Genomic DNA, 19,229 nt, shown 5'->3' with positions numbered 1-19,229 from the left:
ATGAAAGATCCTTACGAGGTGCTGGGACTCAAAAGAGGTGCCAGCGAAGAAGAAGTAAAAAAAGCATATAGAAGGCTGAGCCGGAAGTATCATCCGGATGCGAATATCAACAATCCTCATAAGGATGAGGCTGAGGAAAAGTTCAAGGAGATACAGCAGGCTTACAAGTCCATAGTGAGCGGCGAGGCTGACCGTGCAAGTTACGGTGGTGCTGGTGGGTATGGAACTGGAAGCTCGCAGGGCTACGGCGGCGGTTATGGATCTGGCGGTTCATATGGTCCGTATGGTGGAAGTTCTTACGGCGGTTCGTCAGGAGGCTACGGACAGTATGATGATCCATTTGGCGGTTTCGGAGGATTTGGCCCATTTGGTTTCGGTGGCTATCAGAGACAGAATGACTACGATCCGAATGATAAAGATTCCAGATATTTTCAGGCCGCGAAGAACTATATGAACAGCGGAAGCTATGAGGAGGCGAAGAACGTCCTCAATCAGATAGAGAATCACGATGCCAAGTGGCACTATTACAGTGGCGTGTGCAACGCCGGACTTGGCAATCAGATAAGAGCCATGGAGATGCTGAAGCGTGCAATGGAGCTTGAGCCGGGCAATCAGGAATACCGTCAGGCATATGAGTCCATCAAGAGCGGCCGTCAGTGGTACATGGACAGAGGTGCCGGGTATGGAATGGATATGCCGACCGGCGGAAAGTTTTGCAACAACCTTTGTACCATATGTGCTCTCATGTCGTGCTGCATGGGCGGTATGCCTTGCGTGTGCTGCATGCCGAGTGGATACGGACGAAGTTAGATATAAAACCCCTGGGAGTTGCCTCTCCCAGGGGTTTTATATCGTATACGTGGTGCATTTACAATATTCTGGTAATCATTGAAAACGCAAGAACCCCCAATTAATCTCGATATTATCAGACATTTATCGCCTTTTATGTAAAAAAACTGCAAATTCTATTTGACTATAGTCTAATTTTATAGTGTTATTTAACAAATTTTTTCTCATGTATTGTTAAAAAAAAAGGTTGATGATAGAATGAAACAGTGAAAATGGAAAAAATTATATCTATTTATCCAAGGAGGGAATGAATCAGATGAAGATGTTAGCAGATTTCGATAAGGAAGGCTTCAAGAAGGAAGTCATTACTAACGTAAAGACCCTTTTCCGCAAGCCTATCGAGGAGGCTACTCCACAGCAGGTATTCCAGGCAGTCAGCTACGCAGTAAAGGACGACATCATTGACAGATGGATTGCTACACACAAGGAGTATGAGAAGAAGAACGTCAAGACAGTTTATTATCTGTCTATGGAGTTCCTTATGGGTAGAGCACTCGGTAACAATCTTATCAACTTGACTTACTACGATGCAGTTAAGGAAGCACTTGACGAGTTAGGATTTGACCTGAACTTTATAGAGGATCAGGAGCCTGATGCCGCTCTGGGTAATGGCGGTCTCGGACGTCTTGCAGCTTGTTTCCTTGATTCATTGGCAACACTTGGTTATCCTGCATACGGTTGTGGTATCAGATACAAGTATGGTATGTTCAAGCAGGGCATCAAGGATGGATATCAGGTTGAGATGCCGGATGACTGGCTCAAGGATGGCAACCCATTCGAGGTTAAGCGTTCAGAGTACGCTGTTGAAGTTAAGTTCGGTGGATATGTCAGAGTTGAGAACAAGAATGGCAGAAACTACTTTATACAGGATGGATATCAGTCAGTTCGTGCCGTACCTTATGACCTTCCAGTCATCGGTTATGGCAACAACGTTGTAAATACACTTAGAATCTGGGATGCTGAGGCAATCCAGGAGTTCTGCCTTGACTCATTTGACAAGGGTGAGTATGAGAAGGCAGTAGAGCAGCAGAACCTTGCAAAGACTATCGTTGAGGTTCTCTATCCAAATGACAATCACTACGCAGGTAAGGAGCTCAGACTGAGACAGCAGTATTTCTTCATCTCAGCTTCAGTTCAGAGAGCAATCCTCAAGTTCAAGGAGCTCAACAAGGACATCCACAAGCTGCCAGAGAAGGTAACATTCCAGATGAATGATACACATCCAACAGTAGCAGTTGCCGAGCTCATGAGAATCCTCATGGATGAGGAAGGCCTTGAGTGGGATGACGCATGGGATATCACAACAAGAACATGTGCATACACCAACCATACGATCATGGCAGAGGCACTTGAGAAGTGGCCTATCGAGCTGTTCTCAAGACTGCTTCCACGTATCTACCAGATCGTTGAGGAGATCAACAGAAGATTCGTTCTCAAGATCCAGGAGATGTATCCAGGCAACCAGGATAAGGTTAAGAATATGGCAGTTCTGTACGATGGCCAGGTTAAGATGGCTCATCTTGCAATTGCAGGTTCTTACTCAGTAAACGGTGTTGCAGCTCTTCATACCAAGATCCTTGAGGAGAGAGAACTTAAGGACTTCTATGAGATGAGACCAGAGCAGTTCAACAACAAGACAAATGGTATCACTCAGAGACGTTTCCTGCTTCATGCCAACCCACTTCTTGCAAACTGGATCACAGACAAGATCGGTGACGAGTGGATAACCAATCTTTCACACCTTAAGAAGCTTAAGGTATATGTGAACGATGAGAAGTGCCAGCATGAGTTTATGAACATCAAGTACCAGAACAAGATCCGTCTTGCAAAGTACATCAAGGAGCACAACAATGTGGATGTAGATCCTCGTTCAATCTTCGATGTACAGGTTAAGAGACTTCATGAGTACAAGAGACAGCTTCTGAACATCCTTCATGTTATGCATCTGTATAACAGACTGAAGACAGAGCCAGAATTCGATATGTACCCAAGAACATTCATCTTTGGAGCAAAGGCATCAGCAGGATATAAGAGAGCTAAGCTTATCATCAAGCTCATCAACTCAGTTGCAGATGTTGTCAACAACGATGCTTCAATCGAAGGCAAGATAAAGGTTGTATTTATAGAGAACTACAGAGTATCCAATGCCGAGATTATCTTTGCAGCAGCAGATGTATCAGAGCAGATCTCAACAGCTTCAAGAGAGGCTTCAGGTACAGGTAACATGAAGTTCATGCTGAACGGTGCACCTACACTTGGAACCATGGATGGAGCAAATGTAGAGATCGTTGAGGAAGTTGGCATCGAGAACGCATTTATCTTCGGACTTTCAGCAGAAGAGGTTATGAAGTATGAGCGCGAGGGCGGCTACAACCCAATGGATATCTACAATAACAACCAGGCTGTAAGAAGAGTTCTCACACAGCTTATCGATGGTACTTATGCATCGGATGATCCGGACAGATTCAGAGATCTCTATGATTCTCTCACAAAGGAAGATGTATACTTCATCCTCAAGGACTTCGATTCATATGCAGAGGCTCAGCAGAAGGTTGATAAGGCATACCAGGATGAGAAGGGCTGGGCAAAGATGGCTATGCTCAACACAGCATGTGCTGGAAAGTTCTCATCAGACAGAACTATCGAGGAGTATGCAAAGGAGATCTGGAAGCTTAAGAAGGTTAAGGTTTCCCTTGATAAGTAATTATCAGATAGAATGAAATAACAAAATAAAGGACGGACATCATATGGTAAGGATCGTATGGTGTCCGTTTTTATTTTGCATCTGTTAATACATCCGCGCCTATGTTATGATAGATATATATGTTACGTTGTGATGAAAAGGGGGTTATAAACATATGAAAGGTAGAAAATTGAGACACAGACTCACGGCTCTGCTGCTCGCATTTGCAATGATATTTACAGCGGTTGCAGTACAGCCGAACTGTGATGCATTTGCAGCTACGAAGGTAAAGACGCCGGTGGCGACACATGGAAGACTGTCTGTGAAGGGGGCAGATCTGGTGGATGCCAAAGGCAAGAAATTCCAGCTCAGGGGAATCAGCACACACGGTATCAACTGGGATGTGGGATATCCTTATGTGAACAAGGCGGCGTTCAAGACTCTGAGAGACGACTGGGGAGTTAATGCGGTAAGACTTGCCATGTATACATCTGAATACAACGGCTATTGTGCGGGCGGCAGCAAAGCGGCACTTCGAAATCAGATATACAAGGGCGTGAAATATGCGACCGACCTCGGCATGTATGTGATCATCGACTGGCACATACTCAACGACGGGAATCCTATGACACAGGTTGCAGAGGCAAGAAGATTCTTTGCAACTATGGCGAAGAAGTATAAGAAACAGAAAAATATCATTTATGAGATATGCAATGAGCCAAATGGCTGCGACTGGAAGATCGTCAAGCGATATGCGTCCCAGGTCATAAAGGTCATAAGAAAGTATGACAAGAAGGCGATCATCGTAGTGGGAACGCCGACATGGTCCCAGCTCGGTTCGGATGGCACACACAATGAGGTTGCGGATAACCCTATCAAGGGCTACAAGAATATAATGTACTCACTCCATTTCTATGCAAATGAGTGGAGCCACAACCGGTATCTTCCTGCGAAGCTTGCATACGCAAGGAAGAAGGGGATAGCGGTCATAGTCACAGAGTTCGGAATGTCCGCGGCAAGCGGCGATGGAGGCATAAGCAAAGCCTACACCGGCAAATGGCTGACCAGACTCAACAAGGCGAATGTCAGCTATTTCTGCTGGAGTCTCAGCAACAAGAATGAATCGGCATCCCTCCTGGCGTCGTGGACGAGCAAGACGAGCCGGTGGAAGACGAGTGAACTGTCTGAGGCAGGCCGTTATATCAGAGCGAAATACAGAGCCCGCAAGAAGGCTCTCGGAAGCAGGGCGTAACGGGAAGCCGTGAGGAAACCGTGATATTAACAAGCAATAAAAAACAGGCGCTATATAGATCAAAGATCTGTATAGCGCCTGTTCTTGTGTTAATGGTTATATGTGAATTAAGCTACAACTGTTACGTTAGTTGCTCTCTCCTTAGAAGCGTCCTTAGGATCAGCCTCTACGTCAAATGTAACCTTCTGTCCCTCGTTAAGAGTCTTATATCCATCAGAGTTGATTGCTGAAAAATGAACAAATACGTCCTTTCCTGTCTCATCATCTGAGATGAATCCATAACCCTTTTCTCCGTTGAACCACTTAACTGTACCGTTCTTCATCACGAGTACCTCCTAAAAATGAAAATTTGTACTCAATGAAAACACTACAATATACCTTATAGAGAATACTCCAAAGAAAAGCTTACCTTATATAGCAATCGAACCGTTAATCTTGAATACGCTATTATCATATTATGTCATGTTGCATTTGTCAATAAACGATACGACTAAAATTTGCGTTAAGATTTCTCAGTAAAAAGGGTATATGAGCAGTGTAAAAACGATATATATATAAGAGGTATAAAAATGCGGGAGGGTGAAATGAGGAATGCAAAGACGATCATTATAGGGATTGCGTGTGCTATGGCACTTGCTTACATAATATCAGGAATATACGACAAGGCGGTTGGGGGAGATGACACTGACGGATCGGCAAAAAGCGGGCGCAATGTGTGTATTTATGATAATGGGGAGTATTCCCTCGTGGATGTGGAAGAGTATACAGCATCGACGCTGGCGGGAATGATGAGTGACAAATGGAGCGATGAAATGCTCAAGGCGGTCGCAGTTGTGGTTAGGACCGGAATCTATTACCAGATGGATGAAAATGACAGGAATTCCGCCACACAGGGGCAGACAAAGAATCTTATAAATGAGTCCCAGCTCCGGGAGATAAGATATACGGAATCGCAGCTCAAGAAGAAATGGGGAGGCGAGTGCTCCGGGATAATGAGAAGGGCGAAGAAGGCGGTGTATGCGACCGGTGGACAGGTTATGAAATACGGTGGAGAGGTAATACTTCCGGCGTATCATATGATAAGTACAGGGCATACTGTGAGTGCACAGGAAATATATGGGCATGACATACCGTATCTCAGGCAGGTGGCAAGTGATGTGGATCAGATGGCGGAGGACTTTTCGACCACTGAGATATACAGCGGGGACAGGCTTCAGAAGATATTCAGAAAATGGATAGACGCTGACAATATGACGGATGAGGTCAAGGTTATGACAGCCACAGAATCTGGATTTGCACAGACCATAAATGTATTTGGGAGCGAGCTGGAGGCTGATGTTTTCAAAGAACAACTGGGACTTGCCTCGACGAATATACACATAGATAAGGTTAAGGATGGATACAGGATCATAACGGTGGGCGTTGGAGATTCTCTGGGAATGTCACTGTATGGGGCGTCTGTATTGGCGGAAAATGGAGAGAAGTATGATCAGATCCTCAGGTATTATTATACTGGAATAGAGATTGCAAAATAAAGGTTGATAAAAAATATTTACACATTCAAATCATCTGTATATAAGTGCCAATAAGTGGACATGATACAGATGAGGTGATGAATATGAAGAAATTTTTGGGCGGCATAAAGAAGAATATATTTTATATCTCGCTCATCACAGGCATGGCAGTGCTTGTGACAGTGCTCGGACTTTATAACGCACAGACCAATTCAAAGGAGAAGACCATAACAATAGGACAGAATACGCCGAATGACAGTACGACGGAAGCCGATGCGAAGGAAGCTTTGAACGATAAGAAAAATGATAAGAACAGCGGAGTGTCGGATGAAGGTACATCAGAGCAGAAAGATATTGAGACGGATAATACCATAGAGGATTCCACTGCATCCACAGTGGAGAGTGAGAGTGCTGAGACTGGAGCTTCAGGAGTTTCAAATGACAGCCTGCATTACGATCCAAAGGATAGCATATCATGGCCTATAAATGGCAATGTGATAATTCCTTACAGCATGGATACGACAGTGTATTTTGAGACACTCAAGGAATACAAGTGCAGCCCTGCAATGGTAATTGAGGCGCAGACGGGCGATGAGGTCAAGGCTGTATATGAGAGTAAGGTAGCGGAGGTCTCAAGCAACCCAGAGCTGGGCAATTACGTCAAGCTTGAGCTTGGAGACGGCTACACCGTGACACTTGGACAGCTTCAGGATGTGAAGGTTGCACTTGGCGAGCATCTGGATGCCGGCCAGGTAGTGGGAACCGTTGGCGAGCCAAGCAGATTCTACAGCGAGGAAGGAAGCAATCTCTATTTTGCAGTCGAGAAGGACGGCAATCCTGTGGATCCGATGCTGCTTATACAGTAGAGGTAGGGTTGGACAGGTTGCTAATTTGTATCTTTTACGAGGACAACACAGCGTTTGGCGACAATCCCGTGGCGGGATGAAGAAGATAGGCCATATAAACAAAAGAGCCCCACAATATCTAAAATAGATATTGTGGGGTTTTTGCACTATATACTTACGTATATTTTCTTAAATGTGCTTTATAATCCACGGTCTATATTAGCCCATTACAACCTCTACTGAGTGAGTCTTGCCATCGCCAAATGCTGGGATAACGTTGCCCTCGATAGCGTTGCCATCAACGAGTACGCTCTTAACGCCCTTGTTGATGTGATCTGGGTTAGAAACCTTGATGTCGTATGTAGCACCACGGAACTGACGTGTAGCTGTCATTCCATCCCATGCAGCAGGAATTGATGGATCGATCTTCAGACCATCGAAGTCTGCTGAGATACCAAGGATGTACTGTGATATAGCTACCATGTTCCAAGCAGCAGTACCAGTCAGCCATGAGTTCTTACCCTGACCGAAGTGGTTGCCCGGCTTGCCGATATCAGATCCGGCATCCTTACCACCGATCATCTGGCCGTATACATATGGCTCAGTCTTGTGTATATCTGATGTCTCCTCAGTGAAAGCTGGAGCTATCTCTGAGTAGTACTTAAATGCCTGATCACCGGCACCTGCGTAAGCAGCAGCACAGATGATCCATGCATTGTTATGTGTGAAGATTCCGGCATTCTCCTTGTATCCACCTGGGTATGTAGAAATCTCACCATACTGGATGTAATACTTTGTAAATGCTGGGTTGTTGAGTACAAGTCCGTGCTGTGTATTAAGTCTCTCATCGATTGCAGCAAGAGTCTTCTTGTCGCAGCCCTGATCCTTACCGATGTCTGACATGATAGCGAATCCCTGTGGCTCGATGAAGATCTGACCTTCCTCGCACTCCTTGGATCCCATCTTCTCACCGTTTGCATCGTAAGCTCTGAGGAACCAGTCGCCGTCCCATGCTGACTCCATGATGTTGGCCTTCATCTTGTCAATCTCAGCCTGAGCAGCATCAGCCTCAGCGTCCATTCCAAGGTGCTTAAGGATAGCAACGTAGTTAGGACCTGCATATGTGAAGAGTGTAGCAACCATAACTGACTCAGCAACCTTTGAGTATCCACCCTCAGCAGCGAACTTAGGGTTGGTGTATGTCTGGAAGCTCTCACCTGGTGTATCTGAGAAGCATGAAAGGTTGATACAATCGTTCCAGTCAGCTCTCATTGCAAGTGGAAGTCCGTGTGGTCCAAGGTTGTTCACGATCTTGTAGAATGAAACCTTGAGGTGGTCAAGCATAGGCTTTGCAATTGACATATCGTTGTCATATGGAACCATCTCGTCAAGGATGCCCCAGTCGCCAGTCTCCTTGATATAAGCTGAAACTGAAAGGATCAGCCATAATGGATCATCTGAGAAGTCTCCACCGATATCTGCGTTACCCTTCTTGGTAAGTGGCTGGTACTGATGGTAGCATCCACCGTCTGGGAACTGTGTTGAAGCTATATCGATGATTCTCTCTCTTGCACGATCAGGGATCTGATGAACAAATCCAAGCACATCCTGGTTGGAATCACGGAATCCCATACCACGGCCGATACCTGACTCGAAGTATGAAGCTGAACGTGAAAGGTTGAATGTAACCATACACTGATACTGATTCCAGATGTTGACCATACGGTTAACCTTGTCATCAGGTGTGTTAACGTTGAGAATGCTCAACAGTCTGTTCCAGTGCTCCTTGAGCTCCTCAAGACCTGCAGCAACCTTCTCAGGAGTGTTGTACTTCTCGATCATCTCGAGAGCCTTTACCTTATTGATAGTCTTGCCGTCTGCCTCGAACTTCTGGTCAACAGGCATCTCAACATATCCAAGTATAAATACAAGAGTCTTTGTTTCGCCTGGAGCAAGAGTGATCTTCTTGTAGTGTGAAGCGATAGGCGACCATCCATCAGCAAATGAATCATTTGACTTGCCAGCCTCAACAGCCTGTGGGTTGTGGAAGCCGTTGTAAAGTCCGATGAATGAATCTCTGTCTGTATCGTAACCATCGATCTCGTCATTCACTGTGTAGAATGCGAAGTGGTCACGTCTGTCTCTGTACTCTGTCTTGTGGTAGATAGTTGATCCGACAACCTCTACACGACCTGTACTGAAGTTTCTCTGGAAGTTGGTGCAGTCATCCTGTGCATCCCAGAGACACCACTCCTCAAATGAGAAGAATGAGAATGTCTTCTCCTCTGAGCCTTCATTTGTAAGAACGACCTGCTGAACCTCTCCAGCGTAGTTCTGAGGAACAAAGAAAGTAACCTCAGCCTTAAGGTCATTCTTCTTACCTGTGATGATTGTATATCCCATACCATGACGGCACTGATACTCGTCAAGCTCTGTCTTTACCGGTGACCATCCCGGATTCCATATTGTACCATTGTCGTTGATATAGAAATAACGTCCGCCCATATCTATAGGCACGTTGTTATAACGATATCTTGTGATTCTACGAAGACGAGCGTCCTTGTAGAAGCTGTAACCTCCTGCAGTGTTGGAGATCAGTGAAAAGAAATCCTGTGTTCCAAGGTAGTTGATCCAAGGATAAGGAGTTCTAGGAGATGTGATGACATACTCCTTGTTGGCATCATCAAAATAACCAAATTTCATGTAGCATATACCTTCCTTCCAATGTTTTGTGAAGGCTTCCAGATGGCTATGCCAGCCCCCCTGAAGCCGCTTTTGTATCGACTTGTGCTAAATTCTCCCTTAAAGTCAGCCATACACTCTGATTATATAATAAAAGACTTTAAAACACAACAAAGTTATAGTGAAAATTGCACAATTACTAAATGTATTAATTCCTGTATTTGAGTAATTAATTGATGCTTATGCTGTGTTATACTGTGTAATATCAAAACAGTATAGGAGTTATTTACTATGGGAAAAAATGAAACTAAGAATTATGTAGGCGGAAGCGGAATGGATGATATGGAGCTGGACGATCGTGATATACAGCTTATGGAGGAGAGCAGAAAAGAAGGCAAAAAGAAGCTGTTTATAGCACTTGGTGCGATCGTGTTAGCAGTGATAGTAGTGGTGATATACATAGTCGCCAGAAAAAATATGACCGGAAAATCAGAGAGCGAGGATTTGATAAAGACCTACATGGAGGGCCTTGAGGAAGCGGATCTTGACAAGGTGGAGAGTGTTATGGATCCTGATACCATAGACAGCGATTCGTCAAAGAATCTGGTCACTGTGTTCCAGACTTATAAGGAAAATAATATAGAATATACAGTCAGCTATACCATGGGTGATGGGCATGTGGCAGAGTCCAGCGATCTGGCGGCAGTCAGCAGCACTGTATATGGAAAGACCCAGAAGGAAGCAGGTATATCAAAGGGTTATGTCATTCCGGTTACCGGAAAGATAATGATGACATTCCAGGGTCAGACTTCACCGTATGATCTGGACATGGATATCATTTGTTATGAGAAGGATGGAGAGTGGTATCTCGGCGGAACAGTTATGACTACGGGAGATACGACTACAGATGATACGACAGAGTAGTCACGAGAAGGACAACTGCTGGATACAGATATTGAATACAGAAACTGAATATATGGACATGGATACATGAACAGACGACAAATGGTGCGGATATTAAATGTAATATTCGCACCATTTGCTGTCTTCTGCCAGTGTGCAGCTATCTCTCTTGATGAGCTTGCACTGGAGCTCAATTCTTGCGACTCCATTGTGACCGCCCTTGAGTCTGTCCATTAGAAGCTGCAGGGCGAAATGCCCCATGTCCGTCTTGGAGATCTCCACTGTGGTCAGCATCGGAGTTGTGTACTGGGCTTCCTCGATACCGTCGCTGGATATGATGGAAGGAGTGTAATATCTGTTCTTGCATTTGGCAAGATATTTCAGCATCCCTATGGCCGTTATGTCATTGGCACAGTATATTCCGGTTGGGCTCTTGTCGGACTTCATGAAGTGTTCCATGGCCTCAAATCCTTCAACCTCGCTGAGCTTTGTGTTGATGACGTAGTCCGTGTCGATATCAAGTCCATGATCGTGAAGAGTTTCAAGATATCCTTTGTAGCGGACCTCGTTATTGCAGTTTCCCACATATCCGATATTCTCATGTCCAAGAGATATGAGGTATTCAACCGCTGTTCTGGCAATCTGGCTACCGTTGCAGATGACCTCATCCACCTCGCCGTTTGCAGAATCCCTGTTGACATACACTGTGCTGCGATAGCACTGGCTGAGCTTCTTCAGGGCTGCGCGGTTGCATTTTCCGATGACAATAAGTCCGTCGTTGTGGCCATCCGCTTCCTCGCACATCCTGCGGATTACAGAATCCACGTTCTCATACCTGCATCTCCTGTCGTCGGAGAAGATGGACCGATACCATACCTTGGACAGGATGCATCCGTTCTTGTGGATCTCACTCTCTATGACATGCAGCAGTTCTGTAAAGAATGGGTCCGACGTGGCAGAGTCCATTCTGGTCATGAGCACATTTATATAGTAGGTTTTCTCCACAGTCGTGCCTTTTCCATTCTTGAGCTGGCGGGCAGACTGGTTTGGCGTGTAGTTGAGCTTCATAGCTGCGTTCCAGATCTTATCCCTGAGTTCAGGCGTCTGGCATTTGTATTCAGGGTTGTTGAGAACCCTTGATACGGTTGAGATGGACACTCCGACGCTCTGGGCGATGTCTTTTATTGACGCCATGTCGAATCCTCCTTTCTAACATTATTGTAGTCTGGCAATGTTGTAGATAACATATAAAACATATATAAATACTATGATTAATGGGATGATAGCGCAGCTTTGACTTCGTGTCAATACAAATATAGGAGCATGTAATTTATATGACCACGCTCTCGATATGGCTCAGCGCTTCATTCACCTCTATACGGACGTTGTCTGACAGATCAGCTTCCGGGCTGTCTGAGACAGGAGAGTCATCCACCAGATACAGCTTGTGCACGAATACATTCACGGTCTCGCCCTCTCTTATAAGTTCCTGTCCGAGCTGTCTGTGGGCTGTTATATGGGTTCCGTTGATGCATATGGTGAGCTCCAATGAGCTGCCTCTGAACAGCGCGTAATTCTGGAATACGAAGCCAATCTCCCTCTTGCTGGCGGGAATGTCATTTACTTTTTTGCCATCTATGTATATGTCCCCTGAGTCCGCGGTCTCGAGTCCTGCAAGTATGCGGAGGATAGTGGTCTTGCCGCTTCCACTTGGACCCAGAAGTCCGATGAGCTTTCCTTTCTCAATGGAGAAACTGACATCATCGGATGCCCTGTAATCTCCAAATGTTTTATTGATGTTTCTGAGCTCTACGTATGAATGTGTATCTGCAGGTGTATTCATATCATATACCTCCCTCTTTATTTCCTCTGTGTTCAAGTATGTTTCTAAGTATCAGTATGATGATTGCCATGATGACCAGTATGGACGACATGGCAAAGGCTCCTGTGAAGTCAAATGCCTGGTACAGCAGCTCGATATAGAGTGGCATGGTGTTGGTGAGTCCTCTGAGATGTCCCGAGAGAACTGACACAGCTCCAAATTCACCCATGGCCCTTGCGGAGCACAGTACAATTCCGTACAGCAGAGCCCAGCGTATGTGGGGGAGTGTGATCTGTGAGAATATCTGGAATCCATTTGCTCCCATGAGGGCTGCAGCTTCCTCCTCATCGTTGCCCGCCGCTGTGAGAACCGGTATGATCTCCCTTGATATGAAAGGAAATGTTACAAATATAGTAGCCAGGACGATCCCCGGAACCGCGAATATGATCTGTATCCCGAGCTTTTCAAGGTATGGATACAGGAAGCTCTGCCTGCCAAATGTAAGTACGAATATAAGGCCCGCGATGATCGGGGATATGGTAAGCGGCAGATCGATGAGCGTTGATATGATCTTTTTGCCCCGGAAGGTGAATTTGGTTATGAGCCACGCGGCATAAAGTCCGAAAATTGTGTTGACCACCACCGTGATGACTACGACCTTCAAGGTGAGAAGTATTGACTTCACTGCGTAGCTGGACAGAACTCTCGGTCTGGTGATGGTCTGCCAGAATTCGGATAGTGACAGTCTGGCTGAGAATACCACCAGAGAGCACAGGGGGATCACCACTATAATTCCGAGGATTGCCATTACTATTCCAAATGACAAACCGAATCCCGGTATGATGCTTTTACTTTTCTTTTTTGCGTGTGTGTGCTGATGTGTCATGTCTCAGTCATTCCTTTCCTGTATGTATTATCTGTATTTCCCCGCAAGACTGCCGTATCAAATTAATTCTTTTCCTCGTATATGGAGTCAAAGAGCCCTCCGTCCGCGAAATGCTTTTTGCTGGCCTCTGTCCATCCTCCGAAGTGTGATATGTCTGTGAGGTCAACATTTGTTATGATCCATTTGCCGTCCTGTGGCAGCTCCGATATGGTGTTGCTCTGTCCCTGATATTCGAACTGCTTCAGGATATCCTGATCTGATGGTCTGTAGTACCACTCTGCCTCAAGCTTCTGTGCCTCGTCGGAATATAGGTAGTTCAGATATTCGGTTGCGACATCCCTTGTGCCTCTCTTGTCAACCACCTCGTCGACTACTGAGACTGTAGGCTGGCACAGTATATATACGGAAGGAACCACGATCTCGTACTCACCAGGATGCTCATCCAGTGAGAGGAACGTCTCGTTCTCCCATGCGAGAAGCACATCGGCCTGAAGTCCATTTGCCACCTCAAGCGCCTGCTTTCCTGAACCACCGTGTGACTGAACAACTGATACGTCCTGTCCCTTTTCCTCTTTCCAGTGCTTTGCAAATAAATCGTTGTACGCTGCGTATAGCTCTCTGGTTGGGTCGTAGGATACGTTCGTTATCTCAATAGCGCCCGCTGAGTTAGATGAGCTGCCGGTTGAGTTAGATGCTGCGCTCACACCGCATCCTGACAGAACTCCAATTCCAAGTGCTGTGACTGCGAGTAATGTTGCCAATTGTTTCTTCATAATCTTCTTCCTCTCTTTCTTTAATTTCCCGTTTTCATATCGGGTATGTATGCAATATATGCTTGTAAATGCTGGAAATCAAAAGAAAAGAGTGAAAACGTTGTCACATGCACAATCTATGCATAAAAATGAAACTATATATGGCTGGATTGAGTGTGGGATGTGGGTAAAAACAGATGAAAACGTTATTTTAAGTGAAAACGTTGTCACATGGAAAAACATAGAAAAACAGCACGTCAGGTTGTCCTGGCGTGCTGCCTTATTGAACTTTTCGGTATTATTTCTTCTTCATACCTGAAATTATGATTATCACAAACGAGATTAGAATGGTCGCAAGCACTGTTATAAGGATTATGAGCTGAAGGTTATGTACCTTACTCTTACTCTTATCAGTGGAAGCGTAGCTGCCCACGGTGAGTGTGCTCTTTTCTGTTGTGACCTCAGTGGTCGTCTCGGTTGTGGTACGCTCTATCGTGGATATCTCAGTTGTGGTCGCCTCGGTAGTCACAGGGGTAAATGTATTTCTATACTCTGTGGTGACCTCGGTCGTACTTGCCGTTGTCGCCTCGGTTGTGGCTCTGGTAGTTGTCTGTGTGGTTGTGGAAGTCTTCTTCTTGGACACTGTAAATGTTGTCACAGCATCTCCGGTCTTGGATCTGATGGTTATGGTGTGGCTTCCGACCGAGAGGGATTCAAGATAGCTCGTCTTGAGCTCGATTATGATGCTTCCCTCTTTCTTGTTGTAATATGAAGGGTCAAGTTCCTTGTCATCTATGAGAACACAGACAAAGTCAGCGTACTCAGCGTTCGATCTGAACTTGATAGTGTTCTTGCTGGCCTTGCTCCATTTGCTTCCCTTGCCGCCGATGATCTCGGGTGCTGCCTTGTCGATGACTGTGTCAGCCTTGCTTATCTCCTTTGTACAGCCCTTGTTGCTGAAATATTTCTTGCAGGCTGAGCAATACCAGTATTCTATATTGCCCTTGCTGGAGGTGGTTGCTGCTACATAATCAGTTTTCTTAAGGTCTGTGTGGTTCGTTGTGCTGAGTTTGCCGTAGCTCTTGCCGCACACAGAGCACACTGCCTTCTTCTGGCAGGTTGCGGTTCCGCCGGAGCAGTCCTGGATGACCTTATATCCACAGCCCTTGTTCTTGCACTTGCGGGAGTGGGTTTTGCCGTTGCCATCACTTGTCCAGTTGCCGAGGTCGTGGCTGCTCTTGCCCTCCACGACGATCTCACCGCAGTAGCGGCATTTCTGAGGTGTCGTGCAGTCACCGTCGTCGGTTTCTGCGGTGTGTTTCTTGTTTATTGTTACAGTCAATTTGGTTTCATTTCCCGCCTTGTCGGATACGATGATGGTCTGCTCACCATCTGTGGCTTCCAGAGCAAGTGAGTGATCGTCGTCAAGGGGTTTCTCCTCGCCGTTCACTGTGACCTTTGCCAGATGGGATTCCTTCACGGTCATCACGGCTGACAGGCAGTAAGTCTCTCCGTCGGCGATTCCTGTGACCTTTGGCGCGTGTGTGTCGATGATGAAACCATCTGTGGATAAGTATGTTGTTTTGCCGTCCTCTGATGAAAGCTTTGCGTATACAACATATTTGCCCTCGTCCTTTATGGAAAATGCTTTCTTATACTTGGTAAATGTTGCTGCACCCAGATCGTCCGATGACAGAGCTGAGTCGCTTATCAGGTAGCCGACTGTGATGGAAGGGTCGGAGTTGTTGTCACAGGTGATGGTAATCTTCTGGGTCTTGTTGTAATACTGCTCAAATGATGATACATCCTGGAGACCGTTCCAGCTCTTATCGCCCATGCTGATGGTGCCTGTAGGAGCAGAGTCTGATTTCCACGTCGCATAAAATACCAGGTTTCTTTTAGCCGATGAGTCATCAGTATCGGAATACTCATATCCGTTATCTGCCGCCTTCTCAAAGGAAGAGGTGTATATGATGTTCACGGTCTTGCCTGATCCGTCGGACTTCGTGTTCCAGCCCTTGAACTCATAGCCCTCACGGGTCGGTGCGTAGTCGTTCAGTGCCACGCCATATCCTGATCCTGCTACATCAAAGTCATATGTTCCGCTGTCCGCATCTCCGAGCTTGCCTCCATTTGCATTCAGTGTGAAGGTGAGCCCTGAACCGGAGAAGCTGTCCTTGGTGTACATCGCTGTCAGCTTTATACGGTTTGTAGACTGGAAGTATGATGTGTCAATGCTGGTGACCTTTGTCTTGTCGTTGTACCATCCGGTGAATGTAAAGCCGTCTTTCTCTGGCTTGTACTTTGACAGGTCAACAGTCGTAAATTCTGCTGATGGGCTACTTATCACAGTGGAAGTCTCTCCCGATAACTGTCCTCCTGCTGCATCCAACTCCAGATAGTATGTGTCTGGAGTGTCGGTATCTTCTGCAAATGCTGTGAAGCATGTCATACAGAACATTGCCGCGAAAACCAGTAAAAATCTAAGTATTTTTTTCATAGAATCCCTCCTTGCATATGGTATTATAATAATTTTATTATACCGGGGGGAGAAAAACAACGAGACAGGGGAAAAATTAATAATATGAAAGAACGGCCTCCGCCGGGAGACCGTTCCATAGAAAATGTCATGTTTTATGCCATTGTGAATATTCTTTCTTTTACTGTCTTGGACTCGCCTGGAGCAAGCTCTGTGTAGCCTGTGATCTCCGGTGCTCCTGAGAGATTTGGAGCGTCAATATTCCAGCTCATTGGCTCAGGACAGAAGTAACCCTTGTCGCCGTGATCGTTCCACATGATCCAGAACTTCATTGTGTCGTCAACCTCATAGCAGACCTTCTTGCCTGTGGCAACATCAGTTGCGTATACTCCGTAGAAAGGCTTGCCGTCCAGCTCGTTCATCTCCGCTGTGTAAAGATCGTTGTCGATGTCCTTCAGAACAGGTACCATGGTTCCGTTCTTGTACTGGAGATCGTAATCTGTTATAGGAAGGTTCTTCTCTGTAGGGATAGCGTGCTCATCAAGCTCCCATTTGTCTCCAACAGGTACACAGAGACGTACATCCTCGCCCTTTCCTGTGCTTGTGAAAGGCCCCTTGAATGCAACGTGGTTACATACGCCGTATGGCATCTGCTTGTCGGAGAGGTTGGTGAGTGTGAACTCGTAGTGCATACCGTCCGGAGCAAGAGTGAATGTGAAGTCTGCTCTAAAGCTCACAGGGTATGTAGTGAAAAACTCATCCTTCTCATCATATACATATGAAGTCTTGCCGATGGCCTTGTCTCCATCCACTGACACGCTCTCTATGCTGTGGTTTCTGAGATGAAGGAAACCGTGGAGATGGTTGCCGAGAGGATCATTGCATGGGAAATGATACATGGCATCGGAGGTTCTTAAGTTGCCGTGTGACAGTCTGTTAGGGAGATACAGGGTAGGCATTCCGTAGATCTCTGCTGCTGCTTTGAGCTGTGCAGGAGTCAGGGAAGGATCGTTCCTGAATATATCAATATCCAGAGCTGTGTTCTCCATCTTCATAATGTTGCTCCCGTTAAATGGTGCGATCAGTGCACGGTAATCGCCTGATATAAGTTCAATACAAGTCTCGCCCTTGTAGTCTATTGTACGTGCTGTAGTGTTCATCGTGTTCTCCTCTTCTATAAATATGTTGTGTTTAAGTTGTATGCTGAAATCCACAAAAACATTGAACTTTCCTATGTGAAATAGTAACACGGAAAAAATTGTATGGCAACAATGAGGTTCACAAAACGCGGCGTTCTTGATTATTTTATCATTAATTGCTATACTATCATAGGATATTTTGCGAAAGACATGAAAGTTAGTTAATTCGGAGGTCGAAGGTGACTAAGAATAATAACACTGATTATAGAAAAAAGATATACAGACAGCGGCATCACCGCAGAATGAAACTCGTCGAGAGCGGAATAGGAGTGGTCGTCGCAGTCATAATGATATTTGCGCTTGGACAGGGCAACCTGAAAAAGAATGTGAACGGCCAGGAGGAGTTCCAGCCTGAGAGCGGAACATCGGCAGATATAAGTGAGAGCAGCACTCAGGATATGTCATACAGTGACACGGAGGGGGCTGCACAGCAGTATCTGGCAACTGCGGAGGATGCGGCCATTCCGGATCAGCGAAATGGTCAATATGTACAATTTGTCAATTACACCAACCCTGATGTGAGCGGCAAGGGAGCGGACAAATATGACAGCAATATATACATGCCGGCGAATGCCACGGATGACCAGTATTTCTCGACATCTCTGCTCATAGGTGATTCCAGAGCCGAGGCGCTGGGACTGTACAGCGGTGTAGACAACTGGGATATGTGTGTGGCGAAGAATCTGGACATAGAGAAGGTCGCTAATACCAAGATGTTCACCTGCGATTCAGGAGAACAGTGTACGGTTGTCGAGATGCTTGGCATGAAGAGCTATGAGAATATATACATTTCATTTGGGCTTGAGGAGCTTTCGTGGTATAACGAGCGGTACATGTCGGCCTACAAGACTTTACTGGATCAGATCTCCCAGTTACAGCCTGCGGCAAATGTATATGTGATGTCAGTACTTCCTGTATCGGCGGAGCTTTCATCAAAAGACCAGGTGTATAACAACCCGGGTGTGGACAAGCTCAATTCTCTCATGCAGGAGATGTGTGGCAGCTACGACCAGGTGATCTATCTCGATGTGGCTCACAGCGTGTCTGTGGATGGTGTTCTGCCGGAGGATGCGGGAATAGATGGCAAACATTGTAATAAGAAATATTGTCTCAAGATGATGGACTACATCAGAAAGAACGTGTATGTCAGAAGATAGTGGAGACGGAGGCATATGATAAAAAGAATAATATATTTGTTTGCATGCTGTCTGGTGATCTGTTCGCTTGCGGGATGCGCAGGAAATGGAGACGACGAGGCAGATATGCCGGATGTACACTCTCTGGCTGATATGCTCATGCAGAACGTGAAGTTTGAGGATTCCGTGGAGGAGGTCTCCTCTGAGACGGCGCTCAGATATTATGG

15 protein-coding genes and 1 pseudogene are annotated in these 19,229 nt (G+C 45.9%); 8 read left to right on the top strand and 8 right to left on the bottom strand.

Translation table 11 applies throughout. The annotated features are described in order from the left end of the window. The 3 genes from AB5150_RS11775 (at position 1) to AB5150_RS11765 (ending at position 4,784) form a co-directional block, all read left to right on the top strand. Complete coding sequence (locus AB5150_RS11775; protein ID WP_015534468.1) at positions 1 to 810, top strand: DnaJ domain-containing protein; 810 nt, start codon at positions 1 to 3, stop codon at positions 808 to 810. Positions 811 to 1,111: 301 nt separating this feature from the next. Then, the gene (locus AB5150_RS11770; protein WP_055146369.1) at positions 1,112 to 3,553 is read left to right on the top strand and encodes a glycogen/starch/alpha-glucan phosphorylase; all 2,442 of its coding nucleotides are present in this window, start codon (positions 1,112 to 1,114) and stop codon (positions 3,551 to 3,553) included. Between the two features lie 154 nt (positions 3,554 to 3,707). Next, positions 3,708 to 4,784 carry a glycoside hydrolase family 5 protein gene (locus AB5150_RS11765; RefSeq protein ID WP_368291908.1) on the top strand — a complete coding sequence of 359 codons (1,077 nt, stop codon included), beginning with the start codon at positions 3,708 to 3,710 and terminating at the stop codon, positions 4,782 to 4,784. Between the two features lie 107 nt (positions 4,785 to 4,891). Here the strand turns inward: AB5150_RS11765 and AB5150_RS11760 are convergent, their stop codons facing one another. Beyond that, the gene (locus tag AB5150_RS11760) at positions 4,892 to 5,107 is read right to left on the bottom strand and encodes a cold-shock protein (RefSeq protein WP_015534471.1); all 216 of its coding nucleotides are present in this window, start codon (positions 5,105 to 5,107) and stop codon (positions 4,892 to 4,894) included. A 261-nt stretch (positions 5,108 to 5,368) separates the two neighbouring features. Here AB5150_RS11760 and AB5150_RS11755 point away from each other — a divergent pair, with 261 nt between their 5' ends. Next, the gene (locus tag AB5150_RS11755) at positions 5,369 to 6,319 is read left to right on the top strand and encodes a SpoIID/LytB domain-containing protein (protein ID WP_368291906.1); all 951 of its coding nucleotides are present in this window, start codon (positions 5,369 to 5,371) and stop codon (positions 6,317 to 6,319) included. 83 nt (positions 6,320 to 6,402) lie between these two features. Further along, on the top strand, positions 6,403 to 7,164 hold the full coding sequence (locus AB5150_RS11750; RefSeq protein ID WP_022217347.1) for a M23 family metallopeptidase: 762 nt from the start codon (positions 6,403 to 6,405) through the stop codon (positions 7,162 to 7,164). A gap of 198 nt (positions 7,165 to 7,362) precedes the next feature. Here the strand turns inward: AB5150_RS11750 and AB5150_RS11745 are convergent, their stop codons facing one another. Then, the gene (locus AB5150_RS11745; protein WP_055145855.1) at positions 7,363 to 9,846 is read right to left on the bottom strand and encodes a glycosyl transferase; all 2,484 of its coding nucleotides are present in this window, start codon (positions 9,844 to 9,846) and stop codon (positions 7,363 to 7,365) included. Positions 9,847 to 10,116: 270 nt separating this feature from the next. Here AB5150_RS11745 and AB5150_RS11740 point away from each other — a divergent pair, with 270 nt between their 5' ends. Continuing rightward, positions 10,117 to 10,749, top strand: coding sequence for a hypothetical protein (locus AB5150_RS11740; protein ID WP_118757887.1), 633 nt, complete (start codon positions 10,117 to 10,119; stop codon positions 10,747 to 10,749). A 93-nt stretch (positions 10,750 to 10,842) separates the two neighbouring features. Here AB5150_RS11740 and AB5150_RS11735 read toward each other — a convergent pair whose 3' ends face one another. The 6 genes from AB5150_RS11735 to AB5150_RS11710 form a co-directional block, all read right to left on the bottom strand. After that, positions 10,843 to 11,922: a LacI family DNA-binding transcriptional regulator gene (locus tag AB5150_RS11735; protein WP_368291905.1), complete on the bottom strand. Its 1,080-nt coding sequence runs from the start codon at positions 11,920 to 11,922 to the stop codon at positions 10,843 to 10,845. A gap of 136 nt (positions 11,923 to 12,058) precedes the next feature. Beyond that, complete coding sequence (locus AB5150_RS11730; protein ID WP_055280398.1) at positions 12,059 to 12,571, bottom strand: ATP-binding cassette domain-containing protein; 513 nt, start codon at positions 12,569 to 12,571, stop codon at positions 12,059 to 12,061. A gap of 1 nt (position 12,572) precedes the next feature. Then, positions 12,573 to 13,436: a sulfate ABC transporter permease gene (locus tag AB5150_RS11725; protein ID WP_368291903.1), complete on the bottom strand. Its 864-nt coding sequence runs from the start codon at positions 13,434 to 13,436 to the stop codon at positions 12,573 to 12,575. Between the two features lie 62 nt (positions 13,437 to 13,498). Beyond that, complete coding sequence (locus tag AB5150_RS11720) at positions 13,499 to 14,209, bottom strand: substrate-binding domain-containing protein (protein WP_368291902.1); 711 nt, start codon at positions 14,207 to 14,209, stop codon at positions 13,499 to 13,501. A 277-nt stretch (positions 14,210 to 14,486) separates the two neighbouring features. Beyond that, positions 14,487 to 16,688 carry an InlB B-repeat-containing protein gene (locus AB5150_RS11715; RefSeq protein WP_368291900.1) on the bottom strand — a complete coding sequence of 734 codons (2,202 nt, stop codon included), beginning with the start codon at positions 16,686 to 16,688 and terminating at the stop codon, positions 14,487 to 14,489. Between the two features lie 134 nt (positions 16,689 to 16,822). Next, positions 16,823 to 17,827, bottom strand: a complete 1,005-nt coding sequence (locus AB5150_RS11710) for an aldose 1-epimerase (protein WP_055222344.1) — start codon at positions 17,825 to 17,827, stop codon at positions 16,823 to 16,825. Positions 17,828 to 18,045: 218 nt separating this feature from the next. Between AB5150_RS11710 and AB5150_RS11705 the strand changes: the two genes are divergently transcribed. Next, the gene (locus AB5150_RS11705) at positions 18,046 to 19,023 is read left to right on the top strand and encodes a hypothetical protein (protein WP_368291899.1); all 978 of its coding nucleotides are present in this window, start codon (positions 18,046 to 18,048) and stop codon (positions 19,021 to 19,023) included. Positions 19,024 to 19,038: 15 nt separating this feature from the next. Beyond that, positions 19,039 to 19,229, top strand: a pseudogene (locus AB5150_RS11700) (hypothetical protein); the annotation flags it as partial.

Origin of the sequence: Coprococcus sp. RTP21281st1_F1_RTP21281_210402, assembly GCF_040915325.1 — a bacterium.
GTDB lineage: Bacteria > Bacillota > Clostridia > Lachnospirales > Lachnospiraceae > Coprococcus > Coprococcus aceti.
The sequence above is the reverse complement of the archived record's forward strand: the minus strand, read 5'-3'. Positions and strand labels throughout refer to the sequence as shown.

Coding starts and splice junctions, on each gene's coding strand:
- AB5150_RS11775 (WP_015534468.1), top strand. CDS start 1: ATGAAAGATCCTTACGAGGTGCTGGGACTCAAAAGAGGTGCCAGCGAA.
- AB5150_RS11770 (WP_055146369.1), top strand. CDS start 1,112: ATGTTAGCAGATTTCGATAAGGAAGGCTTCAAGAAGGAAGTCATTACT.
- AB5150_RS11765 (WP_368291908.1), top strand. CDS start 3,708: ATGAAAGGTAGAAAATTGAGACACAGACTCACGGCTCTGCTGCTCGCA.
- AB5150_RS11760 (WP_015534471.1), bottom strand. CDS start 5,107: ATGAAGAACGGTACAGTTAAGTGGTTCAACGGAGAAAAGGGTTATGGA.
- AB5150_RS11755 (WP_368291906.1), top strand. CDS start 5,369: ATGAGGAATGCAAAGACGATCATTATAGGGATTGCGTGTGCTATGGCA.
- AB5150_RS11750 (WP_022217347.1), top strand. CDS start 6,403: ATGAAGAAATTTTTGGGCGGCATAAAGAAGAATATATTTTATATCTCG.
- AB5150_RS11745 (WP_055145855.1), bottom strand. CDS start 9,846: ATGAAATTTGGTTATTTTGATGATGCCAACAAGGAGTATGTCATCACA.
- AB5150_RS11740 (WP_118757887.1), top strand. CDS start 10,117: ATGGGAAAAAATGAAACTAAGAATTATGTAGGCGGAAGCGGAATGGAT.
- AB5150_RS11735 (WP_368291905.1), bottom strand. CDS start 11,922: ATGGCGTCAATAAAAGACATCGCCCAGAGCGTCGGAGTGTCCATCTCA.
- AB5150_RS11730 (WP_055280398.1), bottom strand. CDS start 12,571: ATGAATACACCTGCAGATACACATTCATACGTAGAGCTCAGAAACATC.
- AB5150_RS11725 (WP_368291903.1), bottom strand. CDS start 13,436: ATGACACATCAGCACACACACGCAAAAAAGAAAAGTAAAAGCATCATA.
- AB5150_RS11720 (WP_368291902.1), bottom strand. CDS start 14,209: ATGAAGAAACAATTGGCAACATTACTCGCAGTCACAGCACTTGGAATT.
- AB5150_RS11715 (WP_368291900.1), bottom strand. CDS start 16,688: ATGAAAAAAATACTTAGATTTTTACTGGTTTTCGCGGCAATGTTCTGT.
- AB5150_RS11710 (WP_055222344.1), bottom strand. CDS start 17,827: ATGAACACTACAGCACGTACAATAGACTACAAGGGCGAGACTTGTATT.